This is a genomic window from Phyllobacterium sp. P30BS-XVII, from assembly GCF_014138335.1.
GTDB classification, from domain to species: domain Bacteria; phylum Pseudomonadota; class Alphaproteobacteria; order Rhizobiales; family Rhizobiaceae; genus Phyllobacterium; species Phyllobacterium meliloti.
On sequence record NZ_JACGXO010000001.1, the window covers coordinates 974629 to 996743 of the forward strand.

The 22115-nt window shown below is 55.9% G+C and carries 25 protein-coding genes; 20 read left to right on the plus strand and 5 right to left on the minus strand.

Annotated features, from left to right (window positions below; genetic code table 11):
* Positions 1-37: 37 nt before the first annotated feature.
* The 5 genes from tkt (at position 38) to FHW17_RS04845 (ending at position 6451) form a co-directional block, all read left to right on the plus strand.
* Positions 38-2023, plus strand: a complete 1986-nt coding sequence (gene tkt, locus FHW17_RS04825; protein WP_182509304.1) for a transketolase — start codon at positions 38-40, stop codon at positions 2021-2023.
* 69 nt (positions 2024-2092) lie between these two features.
* Positions 2093-3100 carry a type I glyceraldehyde-3-phosphate dehydrogenase gene (gene gap, locus FHW17_RS04830; RefSeq protein WP_112523020.1) on the plus strand — a complete coding sequence of 336 codons (1008 nt, stop codon included), beginning with the start codon at positions 2093-2095 and terminating at the stop codon, positions 3098-3100.
* Positions 3101-3231: 131 nt separating this feature from the next.
* Positions 3232-4425, plus strand: a complete 1194-nt coding sequence (locus tag FHW17_RS04835) for a phosphoglycerate kinase (protein ID WP_182509305.1) — start codon at positions 3232-3234, stop codon at positions 4423-4425.
* 177 nt (positions 4426-4602) lie between these two features.
* Positions 4603-5628: a class I fructose-bisphosphate aldolase gene (locus FHW17_RS04840; protein WP_182509306.1), complete on the plus strand. Its 1026-nt coding sequence runs from the start codon at positions 4603-4605 to the stop codon at positions 5626-5628.
* 79 nt (positions 5629-5707) lie between these two features.
* Complete coding sequence (locus tag FHW17_RS04845) at positions 5708-6451, plus strand: SGNH/GDSL hydrolase family protein (RefSeq protein WP_112523022.1); 744 nt, start codon at positions 5708-5710, stop codon at positions 6449-6451.
* A 259-nt stretch (positions 6452-6710) separates the two neighbouring features.
* Here FHW17_RS04845 and FHW17_RS25325 read toward each other — a convergent pair whose 3' ends face one another.
* A complete protein-coding gene (locus FHW17_RS25325; RefSeq protein WP_255784430.1) occupies positions 6711-6839 on the minus strand; it encodes a hypothetical protein in 129 nt (42 codons plus the stop codon).
* 173 nt (positions 6840-7012) lie between these two features.
* Between FHW17_RS25325 and FHW17_RS04850 the strand changes: the two genes are divergently transcribed.
* From FHW17_RS04850 to FHW17_RS04875, 6 genes are all read left to right on the plus strand, one after another.
* A complete protein-coding gene (locus tag FHW17_RS04850; RefSeq protein WP_112523024.1) occupies positions 7013-8923 on the plus strand; it encodes a propionyl-CoA synthetase in 1911 nt (636 codons plus the stop codon).
* A gap of 50 nt (positions 8924-8973) precedes the next feature.
* Positions 8974-9759 (plus strand): SDR family oxidoreductase, encoded by a 786-nt coding sequence (locus FHW17_RS04855; protein WP_112523025.1) that lies wholly within the window; start codon positions 8974-8976, stop codon positions 9757-9759.
* Between the two features lie 93 nt (positions 9760-9852).
* A complete protein-coding gene (locus tag FHW17_RS04860; RefSeq protein ID WP_112523026.1) occupies positions 9853-10152 on the plus strand; it encodes a hypothetical protein in 300 nt (99 codons plus the stop codon).
* 27 nt (positions 10153-10179) lie between these two features.
* Complete coding sequence (locus FHW17_RS04865; protein WP_112523027.1) at positions 10180-10770, plus strand: DJ-1/PfpI family protein; 591 nt, start codon at positions 10180-10182, stop codon at positions 10768-10770.
* A gap of 24 nt (positions 10771-10794) precedes the next feature.
* Positions 10795-11202 (plus strand): hypothetical protein, encoded by a 408-nt coding sequence (locus tag FHW17_RS04870; RefSeq protein WP_112523028.1) that lies wholly within the window; start codon positions 10795-10797, stop codon positions 11200-11202.
* Positions 11203-11206: 4 nt separating this feature from the next.
* Complete coding sequence (locus FHW17_RS04875; RefSeq protein WP_112523029.1) at positions 11207-11914, plus strand: YafY family protein; 708 nt, start codon at positions 11207-11209, stop codon at positions 11912-11914.
* Here FHW17_RS04875 and FHW17_RS04880 read toward each other — a convergent pair.
* Together FHW17_RS04880 and FHW17_RS04885 are read right to left on the minus strand one after the other, a co-directional pair.
* Positions 11911-12420 carry a GNAT family N-acetyltransferase gene (locus FHW17_RS04880; RefSeq protein WP_112523030.1) on the minus strand — a complete coding sequence of 170 codons (510 nt, stop codon included), beginning with the start codon at positions 12418-12420 and terminating at the stop codon, positions 11911-11913. The two genes, FHW17_RS04875 and FHW17_RS04880, sit on opposite strands and share 4 nt — an antisense overlap.
* Positions 12421-12504: 84 nt before the next feature.
* Positions 12505-13200, minus strand: coding sequence for a DUF1013 domain-containing protein (locus FHW17_RS04885; protein ID WP_112523031.1), 696 nt, complete (start codon positions 13198-13200; stop codon positions 12505-12507).
* A gap of 227 nt (positions 13201-13427) precedes the next feature.
* Here FHW17_RS04885 and FHW17_RS04890 point away from each other — a divergent pair, with 227 nt between their 5' ends.
* Entirely contained in the window at positions 13428-15626 is a 2199-nt protein-coding gene (locus tag FHW17_RS04890; RefSeq protein WP_112523032.1) for an esterase-like activity of phytase family protein, read from the plus strand.
* Positions 15627-15679: 53 nt separating this feature from the next.
* Here FHW17_RS04890 and FHW17_RS04895 read toward each other — a convergent pair whose 3' ends face one another.
* Positions 15680-16684, minus strand: a complete 1005-nt coding sequence (locus FHW17_RS04895; RefSeq protein WP_112523033.1) for an NAD(P)H-quinone oxidoreductase — start codon at positions 16682-16684, stop codon at positions 15680-15682.
* 93 nt (positions 16685-16777) lie between these two features.
* Between FHW17_RS04895 and FHW17_RS04900 the strand changes: the two genes are divergently transcribed.
* The 3 genes from FHW17_RS04900 to FHW17_RS04910 all read left to right on the plus strand — a co-directional run bounded on the left by FHW17_RS04900 (position 16778) and on the right by FHW17_RS04910 (position 18639).
* Positions 16778-16963 (plus strand): DUF1192 domain-containing protein, encoded by a 186-nt coding sequence (locus FHW17_RS04900; protein ID WP_112523034.1) that lies wholly within the window; start codon positions 16778-16780, stop codon positions 16961-16963.
* A 105-nt stretch (positions 16964-17068) separates the two neighbouring features.
* A complete protein-coding gene (locus tag FHW17_RS04905) occupies positions 17069-18310 on the plus strand; it encodes an MFS transporter (RefSeq protein ID WP_112523035.1) in 1242 nt (413 codons plus the stop codon).
* A gap of 65 nt (positions 18311-18375) precedes the next feature.
* Entirely contained in the window at positions 18376-18639 is a 264-nt protein-coding gene (locus FHW17_RS04910; RefSeq protein ID WP_182509307.1) for a metalloregulator ArsR/SmtB family transcription factor, read from the plus strand.
* A 115-nt stretch (positions 18640-18754) separates the two neighbouring features.
* On the opposite strand, the gene FHW17_RS04915 is transcribed toward FHW17_RS04910, so the two are convergent.
* Positions 18755-18934, minus strand: a complete 180-nt coding sequence (locus FHW17_RS04915) for a DUF465 domain-containing protein (protein WP_112523036.1) — start codon at positions 18932-18934, stop codon at positions 18755-18757.
* 226 nt (positions 18935-19160) lie between these two features.
* Between FHW17_RS04915 and FHW17_RS04920 the strand changes: the two genes are divergently transcribed.
* The 5 genes from FHW17_RS04920 to FHW17_RS04940 all read left to right on the plus strand — a co-directional run bounded on the left by FHW17_RS04920 (position 19161) and on the right by FHW17_RS04940 (position 22040).
* A complete protein-coding gene (locus tag FHW17_RS04920; RefSeq protein ID WP_091879795.1) occupies positions 19161-19364 on the plus strand; it encodes a DUF465 domain-containing protein in 204 nt (67 codons plus the stop codon).
* Positions 19365-19459: 95 nt separating this feature from the next.
* Entirely contained in the window at positions 19460-19957 is a 498-nt protein-coding gene (gene purE / locus FHW17_RS04925) for a 5-(carboxyamino)imidazole ribonucleotide mutase (protein ID WP_112523037.1), read from the plus strand.
* A 1-nt stretch (position 19958) separates the two neighbouring features.
* Positions 19959-21032 (plus strand): 5-(carboxyamino)imidazole ribonucleotide synthase, encoded by a 1074-nt coding sequence (locus FHW17_RS04930; protein WP_112523038.1) that lies wholly within the window; start codon positions 19959-19961, stop codon positions 21030-21032.
* A gap of 168 nt (positions 21033-21200) precedes the next feature.
* The gene (gene ykgO, locus FHW17_RS04935) at positions 21201-21326 is read left to right on the plus strand and encodes a type B 50S ribosomal protein L36 (RefSeq protein ID WP_091880250.1); all 126 of its coding nucleotides are present in this window, start codon (positions 21201-21203) and stop codon (positions 21324-21326) included.
* Positions 21327-21386: 60 nt separating this feature from the next.
* Positions 21387-22040 carry a hypothetical protein gene (locus FHW17_RS04940; protein ID WP_182509308.1) on the plus strand — a complete coding sequence of 218 codons (654 nt, stop codon included), beginning with the start codon at positions 21387-21389 and terminating at the stop codon, positions 22038-22040.
* Positions 22041-22115: the final 75 nt, after the last annotated feature.

Below are 22115 nucleotides of genomic sequence, written 5' to 3' on the forward strand. Positions count from 1 at the left end.
AAACGGCATTTCCTATCCTCTTCGAAAGACGGTACACATGACCAATTCTGAAAAATCAAACCAAATGGCCAATGCAATCCGCTTTCTGTCGGCGGATGCAGTGGAGAAGGCCAATTCTGGCCACCCCGGCCTTCCCATGGGCGCAGCCGATATTGCGACCGTTCTCTATACCCGTTTCCTCAAGCATGATCCGAAAGCGCCGCATTGGCCTGACCGTGATCGCTTTGTCCTTTCCGCAGGACACGGCTCGATGCTGCTCTATTCGGTGCTCTATCTTTCCGGTTACGAAGACATCAACATCGACCAGATCAAGAATTTCCGCCAGCTTGGCTCGCGCACAGCCGGCCATCCGGAATATGGCCACGCCGCTGGTATCGAAACCACAACAGGCCCGCTCGGTCAGGGTCTGGCCAATTCTGTCGGCATGGCGCTTTCCGAGCGCGTGCTGAACGCTGAGTACGGCGATGATCTGGTAAACCACCATACCTATGTGATCGTGGGTGACGGTTGCCTCATGGAAGGCATCAGCCAGGAAGCCATTGCGCTTGCCGGTCATCTGAAGCTGAACAAGCTCATCGTTTTCTGGGACCACAACAACATTTCCATCGATGGCCCCGTGTCACTCGCTGACAATACGGACCAGTGCGCCCGTGTTGAAGCATCAGGCTGGAATTCCATCAATGTGGACGGCCATGATCAGGATGCAATCGCCGCTGCGATCGAAAAGGCCCATAAATCAGACAAGCCAACGCTGATCGCCTGCAAGACGACAATCGGTTTCGGTGCGCCGACCAAGGCCGGTACCAACAAGGTCCATGGTTCGCCGCTGGGTGCGGAAGAACTCGCCGGTGCCCGCAAGGCGCTGGGCTGGACATCCGAGCCCTTCGTGGTTCCTGCTGATATCCTTGATACATGGCGTCTTTCCGGCCTGCGTTCCGCTGGGGAACATGCGGCATGGGACAAGCGTCTGGCCGCCGCCGATGCGGAAATTCGCGCGGAGTTCGAGCGTCGCATGCGCGGCGATCTGCCCGGTAATTTTGATGCCACCATCATTGCCTACAAGAAGAAGCTTTCGGAAGACAAGCCGAAGGTTGCGACCCGTAAATCATCGGAAATGGCGCTTGAGGTCATCAATGCCGTCGTCCCCGAAACCATTGGCGGCTCTGCGGATCTGACCGGTTCCAACAACACCAAGACCAGCCAGACGCAGAACATCAGCCCTGATGATTACGGTCAGCGTTATGTTCATTATGGCATTCGCGAGCACGGCATGGCTGCTGCCATGAACGGTATTGCGTTGCATGGCGGTCTCATTCCCTACTCAGGCACGTTCCTGACATTCTCGGATTACGCGCGCGGTGCGATGCGTCTTTCGAGCCTGATGGGCATCCGGGTCATCTATGTGATGACACATGATTCCATCGGTCTGGGTGAAGATGGTCCGACGCACCAGCCGGTTGAACATCTGGCTGCGCTGCGTGCCATTCCGAACAATTACGTGTTCCGTCCGGCCGATGCCGTTGAAACTGCCGAGTGCTGGCAGTTGGCGCTGGAGTCGCGCAAGACACCGTCGACACTGGCGCTGACACGTCAGAACCTGCCGACAGTCCGCACCGTGCATGTGGACGAGAACAAGTGCGCCTATGGTGCCTATGAACTCGCTGCAGCAAGCGGCAAGGCGGAAGTGACGATTTTTGCGACCGGTTCGGAAGTCGAGATCGCTCTCGCCGCCCGCGCGCAGCTGGAAGCGAACGGCCATCCTGCCCGCGTTGTGTCCGTGCCCTGCTTCGAGCTTTTCGAACAGCAGAGTGAAGACTACAAGCGTGCCCTGCTTGGTGATGCGCCAGTCAAGGTTGCGGTGGAAGCTGCAATTCGCCTCGGTTGGGACCGTTTCATCGGCATTGACGGCATCTTCGTCGGCATGACGGGCTTTGGTGCCAGCGGCCCGATTGAAGAGCTATACAAGCATTTCGGTATTACAGCGGAAGCCATCGTTTCGGCGGCAGAAGGCAAGTTGAAATAATCGGCGGTTTACCGCTTAAGCAAGGGCGCCCAGGGTCTTGACCCTCAACCCCCAAGGAGAAACTAAAAAATGACTGTTCGCGTTGCAATCAACGGGTTTGGCCGCATTGGCCGCAATGTTCTTCGCGCTATTATCGAGTCCGGCCGCACTGACATTAAAGTCGTCGGCATCAATGATCTGGGTCCAGTCGAAACCAATGCGCATCTGATGCGCTATGACTCCGTGCATGGCCGCTTCCCCGGTACTGTTACGGTATCCGGCGACACCATCGATGTTGGTCAGGGTCCGATCAAGGTAACTGCGGTGCGCAACCCGGCAGAATTGCCCTGGAAAGAGCTTGATGTTGATATCGCGCTTGAATGCACCGGTATCTTCACGGCCCGCGACAAGGCTGCGGCTCACCTTGAAGCCGGTGCCAAGCGCGTCATCGTTTCGGCTCCCGCTGACGGTGCTGATCTGACCGTTGTCTTCGGTGTGAACCATCACAAGCTGACCAAGGAGCATCTGGTTATTTCCAATGCATCCTGCACCACCAACTGCCTTGCACCAGTTGCCTTTGTGCTCAACGAAGTTGTAGGCATTGATCATGGTTTCATGACCACGATCCACAGCTACACCGGTGATCAGCCGACGCTCGACACGATGCACAAGGATCTTTATCGCGGCCGCGCTGCTGCTCTGTCGATGATCCCCACCTCAACCGGTGCTGCCAAGGCCGTTGGCCTTGTTCTGCCAGAACTCAATGGCAAGCTTGACGGCAGCTCGATCCGCGTTCCAACCCCGAACGTCTCGGTTGTGGATTTCAAGTTCGTTGCCAAGCGTGCGACAACGGTTGCCGAGATCAATGATGCGATCAAGTCGGCTGCCAATGGCAAGCTGAAGGGTGTTCTTGGTTATACGGATGCGCCGAATGTCTCCATCGACTTCAACCATGATCCGCATTCCTCCATATTCCATCTCGACCAGACCAAGGTGATGGACGGAACTTTTGTGCGTGTGCTGTCGTGGTATGACAATGAATGGGGCTTCTCGAACCGTATGGCCGACACGGCCGTCGCGTTCAGCAAGGTCATTTGAGTGACTGAGGCCTGATATGTTGCAAAATGGCGGGTCGACAACACCCGCCATTTTTGTTTTTGCTTATGATAACGGGAGTGTTCGGTCTGCAAGTGACCGGATAGTCTCCGATCCAGACAGGGATGACGACCATGCCAGCTTTCAAGACTCTCGATGATGCCGATGTTAAGGGAAAGCGCGTTCTTCTGCGTGTTGACCTCAACGTGCCGGTCGCCAATGGCCATATAACGGATGCCACCCGGATCGAGCGTGTTGCTCCCACCATTCTCGAATTGTCCAAGAAGGGCGCCAAGGTCATCCTGCTTGCGCATTTCGGTCGCCCGAAAGATGGTCCAACGCCGGAATTTACCCTGAAGCCCATTTCCCATGCGGTTGCCAAGGTCCTTGGCCAGAATGTGCATTTTGCTGAGGACAGCATTGGCGAAAAGGCTGCGGAAGCCGTCGCCAAACTCAATGACGGCGATATTCTGCTGCTTGAGAACACGCGTTTCCACAAGGGGGAAGAAAAGAACGATACTGTTTACGTCAAGGCGCTGGCCGCCAATGGCGATATTTACGTCAATGACGCGTTTTCAGCAGCACACCGCGCTCACGCCTCGACTGAGGGTCTGGCGCATGTGCTACCGGCTTATGCTGGTCGCACCATGCAGGCGGAACTAGAAGCGCTGGAAAGTGGTCTTGGCAGTCCGAAGCGCCCGGTTGTTGCCGTTGTTGGTGGCGCAAAGGTTTCATCCAAGCTCGATCTCCTCGGCAATCTGGTGCAGAAGGTCGACGCGCTTGTTATCGGCGGCGGCATGGCCAATACATTTCTGGCCGCGCAGGGTGTCAAGGTTGGCAAATCGCTGTGCGAGCATGATCTTGCCGACACCGCCCGCGAAATTATGGCCAAGGCGCAGGCCGCCAACTGCACCATCATTCTGCCTGTAGATGCCGTTGTTGCCTGGCATTTTGAGGCCAATGCGCCGTCCCACGCCTATGGTCTGGATGCAATCCCCGAGGATGGCATGATCCTCGATGTGGGGCCTCAATCGATCGAGCGCATCAAAGGTGCGATTGATGATGCGGCAACACTCGTCTGGAACGGCCCGCTTGGTGCTTTTGAGCTGACACCTTTTGACAAGGCAACCGTTGCCGCGGCCCGGCATGTGGCAGAACGGACAAAATCAGGCCATCTCGTTTCGGTTGCGGGTGGCGGTGACACCGTTGCCGCGCTCAACCATGCGGGCGTTGCCGATGATATGACTTATATTTCGACCGCAGGCGGCGCTTTCCTTGAATGGATGGAAGGCAAGCCGCTTCCGGGCGTTGATGTACTCAAGCGTTAATGGCGCATTCAAGCTAATCCGGGGGCTTTCGTGGTCCCCGGATTAACGAAGAACAGAAAATGTTATCCTGTTAAATCGGTTGAAAAAATTTCAATCGTTTCAAAGGCTTGAACTGCCATTCCGTTTGATATGAGCTTCTGGTATGGGCCAGTCGACTAGAAACGGAGTGCATGATCTATGAGTGAACGCCTGGAAGATATCGCAATTGCAATGGTTGCCAACGGCAAGGGCCTGCTTGCTGCGGATGAAAGTACAGCAACGATCAAGAAGCGGTTCGATACAATCGGGCTTGAATCGACAGCCGATAGCCGCCGCGACTATCGCGAAATGTTGTTCCGCTCTGATGATGCCATGAAGAATTACATCTCCGGCGTCATTCTCTATGACGAAACCCTCCGTCAAAATGCCAAGGATGGCACACCTTTCGTACAGCTCCTGAAAGCTGCCGGTAGCATTCCGGGTATCAAGGTCGATGCGGGTGCCAAGGATCTTGCCGGTTTTGCTGGTGAGACGATCACGGAAGGTCTTGATAGCCTGCGCGACCGCTTGGCCGAATATCACAAGCTTGGTGCGCGCTTTGCCAAATGGCGCGGCGTTATCAATATTTCCGACAATCTGCCGACTTGGGGCGCTGTGAAGCAGAACGCGCAGGCCTTGGCCCGTTATGCCGCCCTTTGCCAGGAAGCTGGTATTGTGCCGATCGTCGAGCCTGAAGTGCTGATGGACGGTAAGCCCGGCACGCATTCGATTGAGCGCTGCTACGATGTGACGGAATGGGTTCTCAAGACCGTTTTCACCGAACTCTATGATGCCCGCGTTGTGCTTGAAGGTATGATCCTCAAGCCAAACATGGTTATCGATGGCAAGAATGCGCGCAAGGCTTCGGTCGAACAGGTTGCTGAGCAGACGGTTCGTCTGTTGAAGTCGACGGTTCCTGCCGCTGTACCCGGCATTGCATTCCTGTCCGGCGGTCAGTCGGATGAAGAAGCAACGGCGCATCTCTCGGCGATGAATGCTGCTCACGACCTGCCATGGAAGCTGACTTTCTCCTATGGACGTGCCCTGCAGGCCGCGGCTCTGAGCGCCTGGAATGGCAAATCGGAAAATGTTGCAGCCGGTCAGCGCGCCTTTGCGCACCGCGCCAAAATGAACAGCCTTGCCGCAACAGGCGGCTGGAAAAAGGACCTGGAAAAGGCCGCTTAAGCGTTTTTTATCTAAAAACGTCTCTCATAGAGCCCGGGCCGGAATCAGGTCCGGGCTTTTTTATGTTTATGAGGCGCGTTTGACCAAACCATCGGCTTTCCATCCCCTTGTCAGCTGGCTGCTGTTTCCCGTCTATGCTTGGCAGGGAATAGCGGTACGCCTGAATACGGAACGCATGGTGCCGCCGGGTGCGTTTCCCGTTGGCGAAATCGCAGGCAAGGAACCGGCAATCCGCCTGCTGGTGCTGGGTGATTCCTCTGCGGCCGGTGTGGGTGTCAGCGATGTCTGGCAAAGCCTTTGCGTGCGGCTCGCCGTCCATTTGCAGGGGAGGACCGGGCGCAAGATCATCTGGCGCGCTGCCGGGTTCAATTCCGCAACATCAGGCCAGTTGCGTGATCATGTGGTGCCCAATATCGAACGGGGCATGTGGACCCATATCGTGCTGACAACCGGCTCAAATGACACCAAGAATTTCCATTCGGTTTCCCGTTTCAAGAAGGAATTCGGCGGGCTGCTCTATGCTTTGAAAGCCAAATGGCCGGAGACTTCTATTGTCTGGTCCCCGGTTATCGATTTTCGCGATGTCCCTGCCATGCCGCCGCTGCTCGGGCGCATTCTGGAAGGGCGCGCAGGTGCGATCAATGCCATGGGCGAACGGCTTTGCCGGGAGCGGATGGCAATACCGGCAACGCGCCTGCCGGTTGAGGGGCCTGAAGGCTTTTCCAGTGATGGTTTTCATGCTTCGGCGCTTGGCTATGATGCCTGGGCAAAACACCTCGTGCCATATGTGCTTAATTTAACGAATGGTGAGAGGGCGGGCTGAGGCTTTGCGTGGTCGACATAACAACCATGAAGGAAAGTGAGGATGCAACGCTAGTCGCGAAGGTTGCAGAACTTGACTCGCTACACCGTCATCCTCGGGCTTGACCCGAGGACCTACCGTTGAGAGCAATGATATCCCCACTTGCAACACGTTCGGACAATCACAACTATCTGGCGCAATCCGAGATTGGATCCTCGGGTCCAGCCCGAGGATGACGGTGGGGTGGGGCTGGAGGAGATGGGAGCCCAGCCTATCCGACTTACAACCCGCTATGACTGGCAATTACGATAATCAGCATGGCAAAAATGGCTCCGGCGGCGATTTTCCAGAAATCCCCGCGCTTTTTCATGCCCGGCCATCCCAGTGGCTTGATGAGATGGAGTGCCATCAGGAGAATCAGCAGCAGGGGCAAAATCTTGAGCATTGTGGTTAAAGAGCCTGCAGCCTGACGGGAATGGATAAAGTGGGATTCGACAAGTGTGCGATCCCCCGCCAATTGTCAAATAGGCCTTTGACTCTGCCGCATACATTGAGGAAGGTGCGGTATCTGGGAGGATATTTATGACATCACGTTACGCGCAGGTCTATCGGGATTGGCAATCCGATCCGGAGGGATTTTGGGCCGGGGCTGCTCAGGCTATTGACTGGATGCGGCCATGGGAACAGGTCTTTGATGCCACACAGGAGCCCTATGGGCGCTGGTATCCGGGTGCTGAATGCAACACCTGCTATAATGCCGTTGACCGCCATGTGGAGCGTGGACGGGCTGATCAGGTCGCCCTGATCTATGACAGCGCGATTACCGGCACAGGGCGCAAGATCACCTATGCGGCGCTGCTCGATGAGGTGAATGCGCTGGCAGCTGTACTGATCGACAGAGGTGTCGGAAAAGGCGACCGCGTTATCATCTACATGGCTATGGTTCCGGAAGCTGTGGTGGCGATGCTTGCCTGCGCGCGTATCGGTGCTGTTCATTCCGTCGTGTTTGGCGGCTTTGCCGCGCATGAGCTGGCAACGCGTATTGATGATGCGAAGCCCGTCATGATTATCGCCACTTCCTGCGGTCTGGAGCCCGGCCGGGTGGTGGCCTACAAGCCGATGCTTGACAAGGCCATTGACGAGGCGGCGCACAAGGTCAGTTCCTGCCTCGTTCTCGTGCGCCCTCAGCAACCGCACGAGCTGGTGCAGGGGCGCGATTTCGACTATGCGCAAGCAGTCAGCGCGGCGAAAGACCGGAAGGTGCCCTGCGCGGCTGTAAAGGCAACCGATCCGCTTTATATCCTCTACACATCGGGCACGACGGGCCAGCCAAAGGGCGTGGTGCGCGATAATGGCGGGCATCTGGTGGCTCTGGCCTGGTCCATGGGTGCGATTTATGACACCTATGCGGGTGAGGTATTCTGGGCTGCTTCCGATATAGGCTGGGCCGTGGGGCACTCATACATAACCTATGCACCGCTCTTCATAGGCGCAACAAGCGTGCTGTTTGAGGGCAAGCCGGTTGGAACACCCGATGCCGGAACATTCTGGCGGGTGATCTCAGATCATAAGGTCAAGGTACTGTTTACGGCGCCAACAGCCTTTCGCGCCATCAAGAAGGAAGATCCGAAGGGCGAGTTTATCGGGAAATATGATCTCTCCTCGCTCAAATACCTGTTTCTGGCGGGCGAGCGGGCGGATACCGACACAATCAAATGGGCCGAGGAAAAACTCGGCGTTCCCGTCATCGACCATTGGTGGCAGACGGAGAGCGGCTGGCCGATGGCCGCCAATCCGGCAGGACTTGGCATGCTTCCCGTCAAATACGGCTCGCCGACAGTGCCGATGCCCGGCTATGACGTGCAGGTGCTTGACGATGCCGGACATCCGGTAAAGCGGGGCGAGCTTGGTAATATCGTCGTCAAGCTGCCACTGCCGCCCGCGTGCCTGCCAACATTATGGAAGGCCGATCAACGGTTTCGCGATGCCTATATGGTGGAATTCCCCGGCTATTACAAAACTGCCGATGCCGGGATCGTCGACGAGGACGGCTATATCTACATCATGAGCCGCACTGACGATATCATCAACGTTGCGGGCCATCGCCTCTCCACGGGCTCGATGGAAGAGGTGTTATCAAGCCATCCGGATGTGGCCGAATGTGCTGTTATCGGCATTGCCGATCATCTCAAAGGGCAGGTACCTTGCGGCTTCATCGTGCTTAAATCCGGCGTTACCCGAGCAGCTGAAGACATTGAGAAGGATTGCGTGGCGCTTATCCGCGACAGGATCGGGCCGGTTGCCGCCTTCAAGATCACGGTTACGGCCAAGCGCCTGCCCAAGACGCGCTCCGGTAAGATTCTGCGTGGCACAATGCAGAAGATCGCCGATCAGGAGCCGTGGAACATGCCGGCGACCATTGATGACCCTGCCATTCTGGATGAGATCAAGGCGGTGCTGAATGCGAGGGGTATTGGCGTTCCCGCCGGTTGACCCCCGGGGCGTGAGAGTTAAGCTTCGATTCCCGATCAGGAGAATCGAATATGGCTTTGGATGGCAAGATCGCAATTGTTACCGGCGGTGCTCAGGGTATCGGCAATGCCATTGCCCGGCGCTTTCTGCAGGATGGCGCGAGCGTGATGATTGCTGACAGCAATGATGAACGCGGGCTTGCGGCGGTCAAGGACCTCAGCGGTTTTGGCAAGGTGCGGTTCACCTCCACGGATGTCAGCAGCAAACTCGATGTGCATAATCTGGTTGCAGCGACCCTTGATGCATTTGGCGATATCGATGTTCTCGTCAACAATGCCGGTATTGTTCACAAAGCCGAATTCCTCGATCTCAAGGAAGAGGATTTCGACCGGGTTCTGCGCATCAACCTGAAAGGCTCGTTCCTGTGTGGGCAGGCGATAGGCCGTCACATGGTGGACAAGGTGCAGAAGGGCGGGTCGCCCGGCGCAATCATCAATCTGTCTTCGATCAATGCCCTGTTTGGCTTGGCCAATCAGGTGCCCTATTCCATCTCCAAGGGCGGGGTGAACCAGTTGACACGGGTTATGGCCGTATCACTCGCCATCCACGGGATCAGGGTCAATGCCATTGGTCCCGGTTCGATCAATACGGATATGCTGGAGGCTGTGAATTCCGATGCCGCTTCGAAGCAGCGCATGCTTTCCCGCACGCCGCTTGGCCGGATTGGGGAACCATCAGAAATTGCTGCGATTGCCGCGTTTCTGGCTTCCGACGATGCCAGCTATATCACCGGCCAGACCATTTATGCCGATGGTGGGCGATTGCCTCTCAATTACACGGTTCCCGTCAAATCATAGGTGTTATTTTTCACCCCCTGCTGACAGGCTCCTGACAGAAGGTTGTCAGTAGGGGTATGCGATAGTGTCTTCATAAGCAAAGGAGACACGGACATGAATATGATTGATTTCGGCATCGTAGATACGGTGAAGCGTCTGTGGACGGGATACACGTACACACGCGAGGAAATGCGGACTGAACGCGCCATCAACAATCTTCCTGACTATCTGCTGAAAGACATTGGCTGGCCCGATGCCTATGCAGAACGTCTTGCGATGCGCAATTCGGTGAAGGACATCGCAGCTGGCAATGACAATGCCAGCGCGATTCGCCGTTCCGATCGCCTGCTGCGCCCAACGCCGCATAGAGGCAGAAAAACAAGCCAAAACGGTCATTTGACGCTAGAATACTAATTATTGAAGCCAAAGGGAGCATCTGCCATGGACCAGAAAAAGACAATCGGCCTCGTATTCATCGATCAGTATGCTGATTGGGAATTCGGCTTGTTGGCTGGCTCGGCTGTCGAATGGTTTGGTGCGCGGATAATTGCCTTGGCTCCGACATCAGGTCCACTGAAATCCATTGGCGGCTTGCATCTTGTGCCGGATCGCGGGCTTGACCCTCAGGATAATACCGATCTGGATGCGGTTGCTGTCATCGGTGCCAACACATGGCCGTCGGAAGACGCTCCTGACATTGCGCCGCTTTTAAAGTCAGTTTTGTCAGGTGGCGGAATTGTAGGCGGCATTTGCGGCGGCACGCTGGCGCTGGCGCGCGCTGGTCTTTTCGAGGGCCGCAAACACACCAGCAATGGGGCTGGCTGGATACAGTCAGTCATGGGCGAATATGCGGGCTCTTCCCTCTATCAGGATGTGCCCTATGCGGTGCGTGACGCGCATATTGTCAGCGCTGCCGGGTCGGCTCCCGGCACATTTGCCACAGAGTTTCTTGAAGCGGTTCTGCCTGAGCAGGCGGGGCAGATTGCTGAAATGCGCAGCTTTATCGCGCGCGAATATCAGGCGGCGGGTTGATCGCCACATTGAGGGAGGAATGACATGAAAAGCTGGGCAGAGAAATTGAATGCGAGCGGCCCCTTCGAGGTCAAACCGGTCCCGGTCAATATTGCCGGTATGAAGGCTGGGGAGATCATGCTGGTTCCGACCCCTCGTCTGGTGGATGATTTTATTCGCACACTCCCGAAGGGCAGGCATATGGATGTGAAAACCTTGCGACAGGCTATGGCCAAACAGCATGGAGCTGAAGTGACTTGTCCTATCACGCTGGGATTCCATTTGCGTACGGTCGCTGAGGCGGCATTCGAAGATTATCAACGGACGGGCGATATCTGCTCGGTGACGCCATTCTGGAGGGTCCTTGATTCCAGTACATCCACCGTTTCCCGATTGTCGTTCGGGGCGGCTTTTGTAACCGAACAGCGCCTGAATGAAGGCCTGAAGGAATAGTGACATGCGACGAGCAGACCGTCTCTTTCAGATTGTGCAGAAACTCCGCGGCGGACGCCTTGTCACCGCGCGCCAGCTGGCGGAAAAGCTCGAAGTGTCCGAGCGTACCATCTATCGCGATATTGCCGACCTGCAATCAACGGGCGTGCCAATCGATGGGGAGGCGGGCGTCGGTTACATCCTGCGCGAGGGATTTGACCTGCCTCCACTGATGTTTACCCGTGATGAGGTGGTGGCGCTGGTTGCCGGAGCCCGGTTGATTACGGCCTGGGGCGGTGCTTCCATGGCGCGCGCTGCCGAGGAAGCCATCATCAAGATCGGCGCTGTCCTGCCCAAGGATGACCGCCCGCGCATCGCCAATACGCATATTCATTCATCCAGCACCAATATCAGCGGCCATGACCGGGCAATGATCGATCTGGCTGAAAACGCTGCAGACCAGTGTCAGGTGCTGTCGATCACCTATAAGGACCTTGATGGGAAGGAAAGCCTGCGCGATATCCGCCCGCTTGGCCTGTGGTTCTGGGGTAAGGTCTGGACTGTTATCAGCTGGTGCGAGCTGCGCAACGATTTCCGCACATTCCGCATCGACCGGATATCCAAGGCGGACAAAGCCCTGCGTATTTTCCGTCAGGAACGCGGCAAGACACTGGCCGATTTCTATCGCCGTGTGGAATTGAGTGAAGCCCCGGATGCGAAGAAAGCGTCTTAAGGCGTCATATCCTCTCGGGTCATCACAAAACGTTTGTATGGAATACCATCCTGCTCGGCTTTGAGCCCGATCTTTTGTGCGACATGGATCGATGCCGCATTGTCAGGATGAATCTCGGCGATGACGCGATCGACACCCACGGTGTTGAATGCGTGAAGAATAAGGGGCTGCGCCGCTTCGGTCGCATAGCCTTGGCCCCAGGCATGGCGATTAAGCCGCCAGCCAATTTCAATATCGGGTCCCACGGCATCATCAGGAATGAGCAGAACCCAGCCAAGAAAAAAGTCTGGCCGTTGCTTGGTAAAAATAGACCAATAGCCCAGACCGGGTCCGAAGTCTGTCTCAATACGAGATGTAACGAAACGACGGTGTTCCTCCGGATCGTGCCAAGGCCCCGGAACATATTTCGTAACCTCCGCATCGCGGTCCATCGCCATGCTGGCATCAAGATCGGCCATGGTGCGCGGGCGCAGGAAAAGGCGTTCCGTTTCAAATGACGGTAGCAAACCGTTCTCTCCAAAAACAAAAAAGCTCCACCAGAGGCGGAGCTTTCCTGATTTCAGAACTGCCCGTCAAGGCAATTGAAGTGCTTATTCTTCTTCGTCTTCGTCCGCATTGCGGCCCTTGAGCGAGGAAAGCTTGGCGAAAACCTTGTCCGCATCAAGCTCTTCATCCTCTTCACGGGCAACTGGCTGGATATCCAGATTTTCCGTGGCGGAGGCTGGCAGCAATGTGTCGCCGCCTTCGCCTGGCTGCACTGGACGGTTGCGTGAGGAACGCTCGACCTCAAGGTCGAGATCGATCTGTGAGCACAGGCCCAGTGTTACCGGGTCCATTGGCTGAAGGTTGTTTGAGTTCCAGTGGGTACGGTTGCGGATCTGTTCGATGGTCGATTTCGTCGTGCCGATGAGGCGTGAAATCTGTGCATCTTTCAGTTCCGGATGGTTGCGTACCAGCCAGAGAATAGCGTTTGGACGATCCTGACGCTTGGACAGCGGTGTATAGCGCGGGCCCTTACGCTTGGCTTCCGGCACACGCACTTTCGGCTCAAGAATCTTCAACTTATGATTGATATCTGCTTCGCCCTTGGCGATTTCCTCGCGCGACAACTGACCTGTGATCAGCGGGTCCAACCCCTTGATGCCCTGCGCCGATTCACCGTCCGCAATAGCTTTCACCTCAAGCGGGTGCAGTTTGCAGAAACCTGCGATCTGGTCAAAAGACAGAGCGGTGTTGTCGACAAGCCAGACGGCCGTTGCCTTTGGCATAAGAAGCTGGGTGGCCATTGAATATAGTCCTCTCGTTCGTCCGCTCCGGTGAGGCGGGACGTGGGTTCAACCACAATTTCCGGGAATTCGAGGCGTTATATAGCCTTAAATTCCTCGTTCGGCAAGAATCGGTTTTCGTTACGCCCCAATGCCGTTGCCGGTTTCATCGAACTGTCACGAAACTGTCATTGCACTGCAATGCAACCGGGTGACTCATCCCTGATAAAAAAGAGGAGATTCAACCCATGTCGCACAAATTCCTTTGCTTCGGACTGTGGACCGCTCTGGCCGCATCCGTTGCCCTGCCCGCCGCCGCTGAACCGGTTTTCAACCGCATCGCCAGCTTTCCCGTTGCAGATAATCTACCAAAAGATGCGGACAAATCGAAGGCAACATCCTCCGAGATCATCACGGCGTCGGAAGACGGCAAGACGCTTATTTATTCCGATAGCCCTTATGGCGCGATCGGCTTTGTCGATATCACAGATGCGGCCAAGCCGAAGGCCGGCGGCCTGATCAAGGTTGAAGGCGAGCCCACATCTGTTGCCGTTGCTGGTGGCAAGGTATTGGCTGCGGTCAATACCTCCAAGGACCATAAGAATCCCTCGGGACGGCTCGATGTGATTGATCTGGCTTCGCGCAAGGTGCAGGCAAGTTGTGATCTTGGCGGCCAGCCGGATTCAGTCGCCGTTTCGCCCGACAAGACATTTGCTGCCATTGCCATTGAAAATGAGCGCGATGAAAAACTGAATGACGGTGAAATCCCGCAGCTTCCCTCGGGCGATCTCAAGATTTTTGCGCTGAAGGATGGCGCCCCTGACTGTGCCAGCATGAAAAGCGTGACGCTGACTGGCCTGTCTGAAATTGCACCTGATGATGCCGAGCCTGAGTTCGTGTCCATCAACAACGAGAACCAGATTGCCGTTACGCTGCAGGAAAACAACCATATCGCCATTATCGATGCGGCAAGCGGCAAGATCACCTCGCATTTCTCGGCGGGTACGGTTGATCTCGACAAGATTGACGTCAAGAACGATGGCGCCTTGAAGTTCGATGGCAGCATGAAGGGCGTGCTGCGTGAGCCGGATACTGTTAAATGGCTCGATAATGACCGGATCGTCATCGCCAATGAAGGTGACTACAAGGGCGGTTCACGCAGCTTCACGATCTTCTCCAAGGACGGCAAGCTTCTCTATGAATCCGGCCCGTCGCTGGAGCACAAGATTGCCGAAGCTGGTCATTATCCCGATAAGCGCAACAAGAAAGGCGTTGAACTCGAGGGTGCTGAAGTCGCCAAATTCGGCGATGTGAACTATCTGTTCGTCGCCAGCGAGCGCGCTTCTGTTGTTGGTGTTTACAAGGATACCGGCAAAGACCCGGAATTTGTACAAATGCTGCCGTCCGGCATTGCTCCGGAAGGCATTCTTGCCATTCCATCGCGCAACCTGTTCGTGACAGCCAATGAAGCCGATCTGGTCGAGGATGGCGGTGCGCGTTCTCACGTCATGGTCTATGAGTTGAAAGATCAGCAGCCGTCCTATCCAAAGATCGTGTCAAAATCGAAGGATGATGGCACGCCGCTCGGCTGGGGTGCCTTGTCGGGTCTGGTTGCTGATCTGAAAGAGCCGGGCAAGCTTTATGCCGTCTCGGACTCGTTCTATTCCGCTGCGCCCACCATCTACACGATCGATGCCAAGCAGACCCCGGCAAAGATCACCAATGCGCTGGTGGTGACACGCGGTGGTCAGCCCGCACAGAAGCTCGATCTTGAAGGCATCACCACTGACGGTGCTGGCGGCTACTGGCTTGCCAATGAAGGCGACCAGTCCAAGCTGGTTCCCCATGCCATTTTCAACGTAAACGAGAAGGGTGAGATCAAGAAGGAAATCGCACTTCCCGAGGAATTGCTCCCGCATCAGACCCGCTTTGGCCTTGAGGGGATCACCCGCGTTGGCGAAGGTGACGCAACGGTGTTGTGGATGGCGGTGCAGCGGGAATGGAAGGATGATGAAAAGGGCTTCGTCAAACTCCTGAGCTACAACATCAAGGACAAGAGCTGGGGCGCTGTTGCCTATCCGCTGGACAAGACCAAGGATGGTTGGGTCGGTCTTTCCGAAATCACCGCCCATGACGGCCAGCTCTTCATCATCGAGCGCGACAATCTTATTGGCGACAAGGCTGCCAACAAGAAGCTCTATCGCGTGGCGCTCGAGGGTTTGAAGCCCGCGAAGATTGGCGAGAAGCTGCCGGTCGTCGAAAAGAAGCTGGCACATGATTTCATCGCCGACCTCAAGAGCACCAATGGTTTTGTGGTCGACAAGCTGGAAGGCTTCACTGTCGATGCCGACGGCAATGGCTACGCGGTCACTGACAATGACGGCGTCGACAACTCATCCGGTGAAACCCTGTTTTTCGGCATCGGCAAGGTCGTTGCCACGAACTGACCGAAGTATCGAGACTAAAAAGGCCGCGCTTTGTGCGCGGCTTTTTGTTTGGGTCAGCCCACATCCAGCATGATCTTGCCGACGTGCTGGCCTTCTTCCATGCGCTCATGCGCGCGCCAGGCTTCATGCAGCGGATAGACCATGTCGATAACAGGCGCGACACGGCGCTCCACCAGTAGCGGCCAGACTTTCAGCTCCAGTTCACGGGCAATTGCCGCCTTGAACTCGATTGGCCTGCTACGCAAAGTTGATCCCGTATGGGTCAGCCGCTTGATCATTATCTTGGAAACATCGGCATTGGCCTTTGCGCCATTGAGATGGGCAATCTGGACGATGCGTCCATCAAGAGCCGCGGCGTCATAATTGCGCTCGACATAATCTCCCCCGACCATATCAAGTGTCAGGTTGACACCCTTGCCGCCGGTGGCTTGCTTCACTGCATCGACAAAATCGTGGGTGCGGTAGTTGACGGCCCTGTCAGCGCCCAGTTTCAGGCAGGCGTCACACTTGTCATCGGAGCCTGCTGTTGTGATGACATAGGCGCCAAAGGCGCTGGCAAGCTGGATTGCCGTGGTGCCGATACCGGATGTGCCGCCATGCACGAGAAATGTCTCGCCGCTCGTGAGGCCGCCACGCTCGAAAACATTGTGCCAGACCGTGAAGAACGTCTCGGGCAATGCCGCTGCTTCAATAAAGCCATACCCTGCTGGGATCGGCAGAGCCGTGGTTTCATGCACCGTGCAATACTGGGCATAGCCTCCGCCCGCCACCAACGCTGTTACGCGGTCGCCAATGCGAAAGCGGGTGACGCTGGCACCCACAGCAACCACTTCGCCCGCAATCTCGAGGCCGGGGATATCCGACGCACCAGGCGGTGGCGGATAATGGCCTTGCCTTTGCAAAACATCTGGCCTGTTGACACCTGCGGCATGTACCTGAACCAGAAGTTCGTTCGGACCTGCCTCCGGAACGCCACGCTTGCCCGGCTTGAGGACCAACGGACCACCCGGCTGGGTAATCTCGATTGCGGTCATCGTCGTCGGAATCTTGCTGGCCATGAAATACTCCTTCAGTTGATTCGCTTGAATGATTTGCAATTCGAAGCGGGGGGACTGTATCCTTTCAGCATAGAGCGACAAGTGGAGGATGTTATGTCACTTTTCGATGAGGAACCGAAACGCAAGATTGCCCATGAAATCGGGCAGGAGCTTTCGCTGCTTTCGGTGGGTGAACTGGACGAGCGTATTGGCATCCTGCGCGCCGAAATCATGCGGCTTGAGGAAGAGCGCGCCCGCAAAGGCGACAGCAAGATGGCGGCCGAAGCACTTTTTCGCTGAAACGGAACGTAAATGATGCGGATGTCATGATGTCTCCGCATTGCTGACTGAGACGAACCTGTATCGGTATTGTTACCGGTTCTGTCAAAGCATAGGGGTATCGCTGTGTTCCGCTCGTTCGTACAGGTCTTTGCCCTTTTATGCGGCACGTCGTTTCTGGTCATGGCGTCAGGCCTGCACGGGCTTCTGCTGCCCTTGCGCGGCGGAGCGGAAGGCTTCTCCACCACATCGCTCGGTCTTCTGGGCACGGCCTGGGCTGGCGGATTTATCACTGCCTGCCTGCTTGCACCGCGTCTGGTGCGCCGGGTCGGGCATGTTCGTGCGTTCAGCGCCTTTGCCTCGATTGCTGCTATTGTTGCCCTCAGCACCGGCATACTTGTTGATCCGACGGCATGGATTGTCCTGCGTGCGCTCACCGGCTTTGCCATGGCGGGCGCTTACATGGTGATCGAAAGCTGGCTGAATGAGCGGGCAACCAATGCCAATCGCGGCCAGATATTCGGTCTCTACATGGTGGTAAACTTTGCCTCCATCACCGCAGGTCAGATGATGATTGGCTTTGGCGATGTGCGCAACGGCACTTTCTTCATGCTATCGGGTATTCTGTTTTGTCTGGCCCTCATTCCGACGGCGATTTCCACTGCCAGCAGTCCGAAACCGCTCACGGAAGTGCAGCTTGATCTGCGAGCGCTTTACCGCAATTCGCCTGTGGCCTTTGTTGGTTGTATCCTGATCGGTGTTGCCAATGGTGCCTTTGGTACGCTCGGTGCCGTCTATGGCGCAGCGACAGGCATTACAACCACCGAGATTGCCCTGATGATGAGCGCCTCGGTCATGGGTGGTGCATTGATGCAGATTCCTGTGGGGCGCATGTCTGACCGTACAGACCGGCGCTACGTGCTGGCCTTCGTTGCCGGTGCTGCCGCCATTGTTGGTATGCTGATTTTCCTGATTGGTTCGCGTCAGGCGACGGTCATCCTGTTCATGACCGCCATCTATGGCGGCTTGGCCTATACGCTTTATCCGGTCGCCGTGGCCCACGCCAATGACTATTCGGACACGCAGAATTTCGTCAAGGTAACTGGCGGTCTGCTGCTTCTTTACGGGTTCGGTACGATGATCGGCCCGATCCTTGGTGCCTGGTCCATGGAATATATTGCGCCGGAGGGCCTGTTTGCGATCACGGCTCTGGCGCATGTATCGATCATGACCCACGCGATTATCCGCTCACGTATGCGCGCGGCCATGCCGATTGCCATGCGAGACAATTTCCAGACCGTTCCGTCGGAACGGGCAACGCCGGAAGGCATCAAGCTTGATCCTCGCGCTGAAGCCCAGCCAGACTAGGTTTTGGTGTCGTTTTTTGTACAAAATACGTTGACATTGATAGCAATTTAAAACGACTATTCGGTATGGTCGAAACAGATGCATTTGCAGCCATTTCTGATCCAAATCGCCGCTACCTGCTGGAAGAGTTGCGGCGCGGACCCAAGACGGTCAACGAGCTTGCGGTTGGTTTGCCTATTTCCCGTCCCGCTGTTTCCCAGCATCTCAAAGCGCTGCTCGATGCAAGGCTGGTCAAGGTTAAATCCGAAGGCACGCGCCGGATCTATGCGGTCGATGGTAGTGGCTTCGTTCACCTGAATTTGTGGCTGGATCAGTTCTGGAGCGAATGAATTCGCTTGCGGACAAATAAAAAACCCGGTCGCTAGACCGGGTTTTGATTTAGTGCCTGCACAGCTGCCTTTCCGGCAACCGGCTGGAATTCTTTTTAACGTCAGCCAAAGGCGGTCAGTGACGTGTGGCGGTCGATCTCAGTTTTTCGATTTGCTCTTTCAGCATGAGCTTACGACGTTTCATATCGGTAATTTTCAGATCATCAGTGGCAGGACTAGCCTGCGCTTCGGAGATTTCCTTCTCGAGCGCACCATGCTTACGTTCAAGCGTTTCAAGATGAGACTCAATGGCCATCCGGCTTCTCCCTTGGTTGGTTTCCTACTCGTTCATGCTCTGCTTGCCAAAAGGCGAGATTATGACAGAGCCGTGACACTCTGCCATCACTTTAAGCAATTGTCGAATTTGTTTCGTAGGATTTTCTTGTCATGTAAAATATGATATGGCCACGTCCTGATCCGGTATTCTCGAACGCCGGACCAGACATTGGATTCTTCTATAACAAAATACCGGGAATCACTGCATGTCCGACCAGGATCAGGCTGACATTCGATTGGCAGTCGCACGATTGAAACAGGAGCATCTGGATTTTGATGCCGCCATACAAGCGATGATCCAGGTTGGTTGCGACCAGCTTCGAGTTCAGAGAATGAAAAAGAAGAAGCTGATCATCAAAGACAAGCTCATCGAGCTTGAAGACAAAATCATTCCCGACATTATCGCCTAATATTCCACAGCTTGGGACAAGCGGACCGTGCATAACTTGCGGCGCCTCCGCTTTTGCTCTAATTCCTGCACACTCCGCTGATCAGAGGATGTTCAATGGCCGATAAACGCGCTGACGTCGCAATCATCATGGGTAGCCAGTCCGATTGGGCGACCATGCGCCACGCCGCCGAGACACTTGATGCACTCGGCATTTCTCACGACGACCGCATTGTTTCCGCCCACCGCACGCCAGATCGGCTTGTCACCTTTGCCAAGGGCGCGCGGGATGCCGGTTTCAGGGTTGTGATTGCCGGTGCAGGTGGCGCTGCCCATCTTCCCGGTATGGCTGCTTCCATGACGCCGCTGCCGGTTTTCGGCGTCCCGGTGGAATCAAAAGCCCTTTCCGGACAGGACTCGCTTCTTTCCATCGTTCAGATGCCGGCAGGCATTCCTGTCGGCACTTTGGCAATTGGCCGGGCAGGCGCAGTCAATGCCGCGCTTTTGGCTGCAGCTGTCCTCGCGCTGAACGACGCCGCACTGGCGAAAAGGCTTGATGACTGGCGCACGGCGCAGAGCGCAAAGGTCGCCGAACGGCCGTCTGACGAGGCATAAGATGATTGCAGCAGGATCGACTATCGGCATTATCGGCGGTGGACAGCTTGGCCGTATGCTCGCCATGGCTGCGGCCCGTCTGGGCTATCGCACGGTTATTCTGGAGCCGCAGGCGGATTGCCCGGCAGCACAGGTTGCCAATGAGCAGATTGTCGCCGCCTATGATGATCCCAACGCACTGGAACGTCTGGCTGATCTGAGTGATGTCATCACCTATGAGTTCGAGAACGTGCCTGTTGATTCGGCTGAAACGCTGAATGAGAGCAAGCCGGTATTTCCACCACCGGAAGCGCTGAAAGTCTCGCAGGATCGTGTAACCGAGAAGCGCTTTCTCAACGCGGCGGGTATCCAGACAGCGCCATGGCGCATTGTCGAGAATGAAGGTGATCTGAAAGCGGCGCTTCTGGCCTTTGAGGGCAAAGGCATCCTCAAGACCCGCCGTTTCGGCTATGACGGCAAGGGGCAGGTCAAATTCTCCGGTGCGAAGGGTGAAAGCGCCAAGAGTGCTTTTGCTGCCGTCGGCAGCGTTCCATCCATTCTGGAAGGTCTTGTCGATTTTACCCGTGAGATTTCAGTCATTGCGGCGCGTGACGAGGCGGGCAATATCCGCATTTATGACATTGCGGAGAATGTGCATAGGGACGGTATTCTGGCGACCTCAACGGTGCCTGTCTCCGTATCCTCAACGATAGCGGGAACCGCTGCCGATTCGGCGCGCAAGCTGCTGGAGGCGCTCAATTATGTCGGCGTTCTCGGCATGGAATTCTTCGTGCTGGCCAATGGAACGCTGCTCGCCAATGAATTTGCGCCGCGTGTGCATAATTCCGGCCACTGGACTGAAGCTGCCTGTGCGGTCTCGCAATTCGAGCAGCATATCCGCGCAGTTGCCGGGTTGCCGCTTGGTGATACGCGGCGTCATTCCGATTGCGTGATGGAAAATCTCATCGGTGATGATGTGGAGAAATTACCGGCGATTCTTGCTGAAAGCGGCGCTGTGGTTCATCTCTATGGCAAGGCTGAAGCGCGTCCGGGCCGCAAGATGGGCCACGTCACACGCATCACAAAGCGGCTGTAACGGCAAATAAATTTGCTCCTGACCCATGAATCGCCATATGAATCATGAGTCGGGAGTTGACAATCGGGGCATTCCTTGGCTATTTCCCCGCAACGTGTTTCCGGCGCGCTTATGAGGCGCGCTTTATTATTGGTGCCCGGTTTCGGGCGTAAAGATACCGGTGCTGAAATGAAGATCAAGAATTCGCTTAAGGCTCTCAAAGGCCGTCATCGTGACAATCAGCTGGTGCGCCGCAAGGGCCGCATCTACATCATCAACAAGACTGCTCCGCGTTTCAAAGCGCGCCAGGGCTGATTTACCGTTTCACGGTTATTTGCATTTGACGTTTCGCTGATACGGATTACGATCCTGATCATGCGGAACGTTTTTGCTATTCTGGTTAGCTCTTTTCTTGTGATGCCGTCAGCGGCTGCGCTGGCGCAGGACAAATCCGGGGCAGATATCCCTGCGGCTTCGCCGCAAACACTCCCCTCTGCGGCAGCGCCACAGGTCGCTTCGCTGCCTGACAAGACCCTGGCAGAAAAACGGGCCGACCGCCTCAATGAGTTGTTTTCCGCCTTGAAGCGCGAACGCAACGAGGTGAAGGCCACCCGCATCGCCGAGCAGATACAGACCCAATGGCAGAACTCCGGCAGTGCAAGCATTGATCTGATGATGCAATGGGCCGCTGGTGCCATGGCCGAAAAGAAATATTCGGTTGCGCTGGATTTCCTCGATCAGGTCACGGTGATGAAGCCGGACTTTGCCGAAGGCTGGAACCGGCGCGCCACGGTCAATTTCCTGATGAATGATTATGGGCGGTCCATGGCCGATATCCAGAAGACGCTGTCGCTGGAGCCGCGCCATTTTGGCGCTCTGGCCGGGCTTGCTGCCATTCTGAAGGATACGGGGAAGAAGGAAGCCGCCTTGCATGCTTTCGAGCAGGTTCTCAGCGTTTACCCCATGATGCGCGAGGCGCAGAAACAGGCGGGCGAACTGGCTGACGATCTGGCGGGTCAGCGCACCTAGTTTTTCTCAGCCGTACAAGCAGGAAATTCGTTTGAAAAATTGTATCGGGCTGGCGGTGGCGACTGCCAGCCCGAT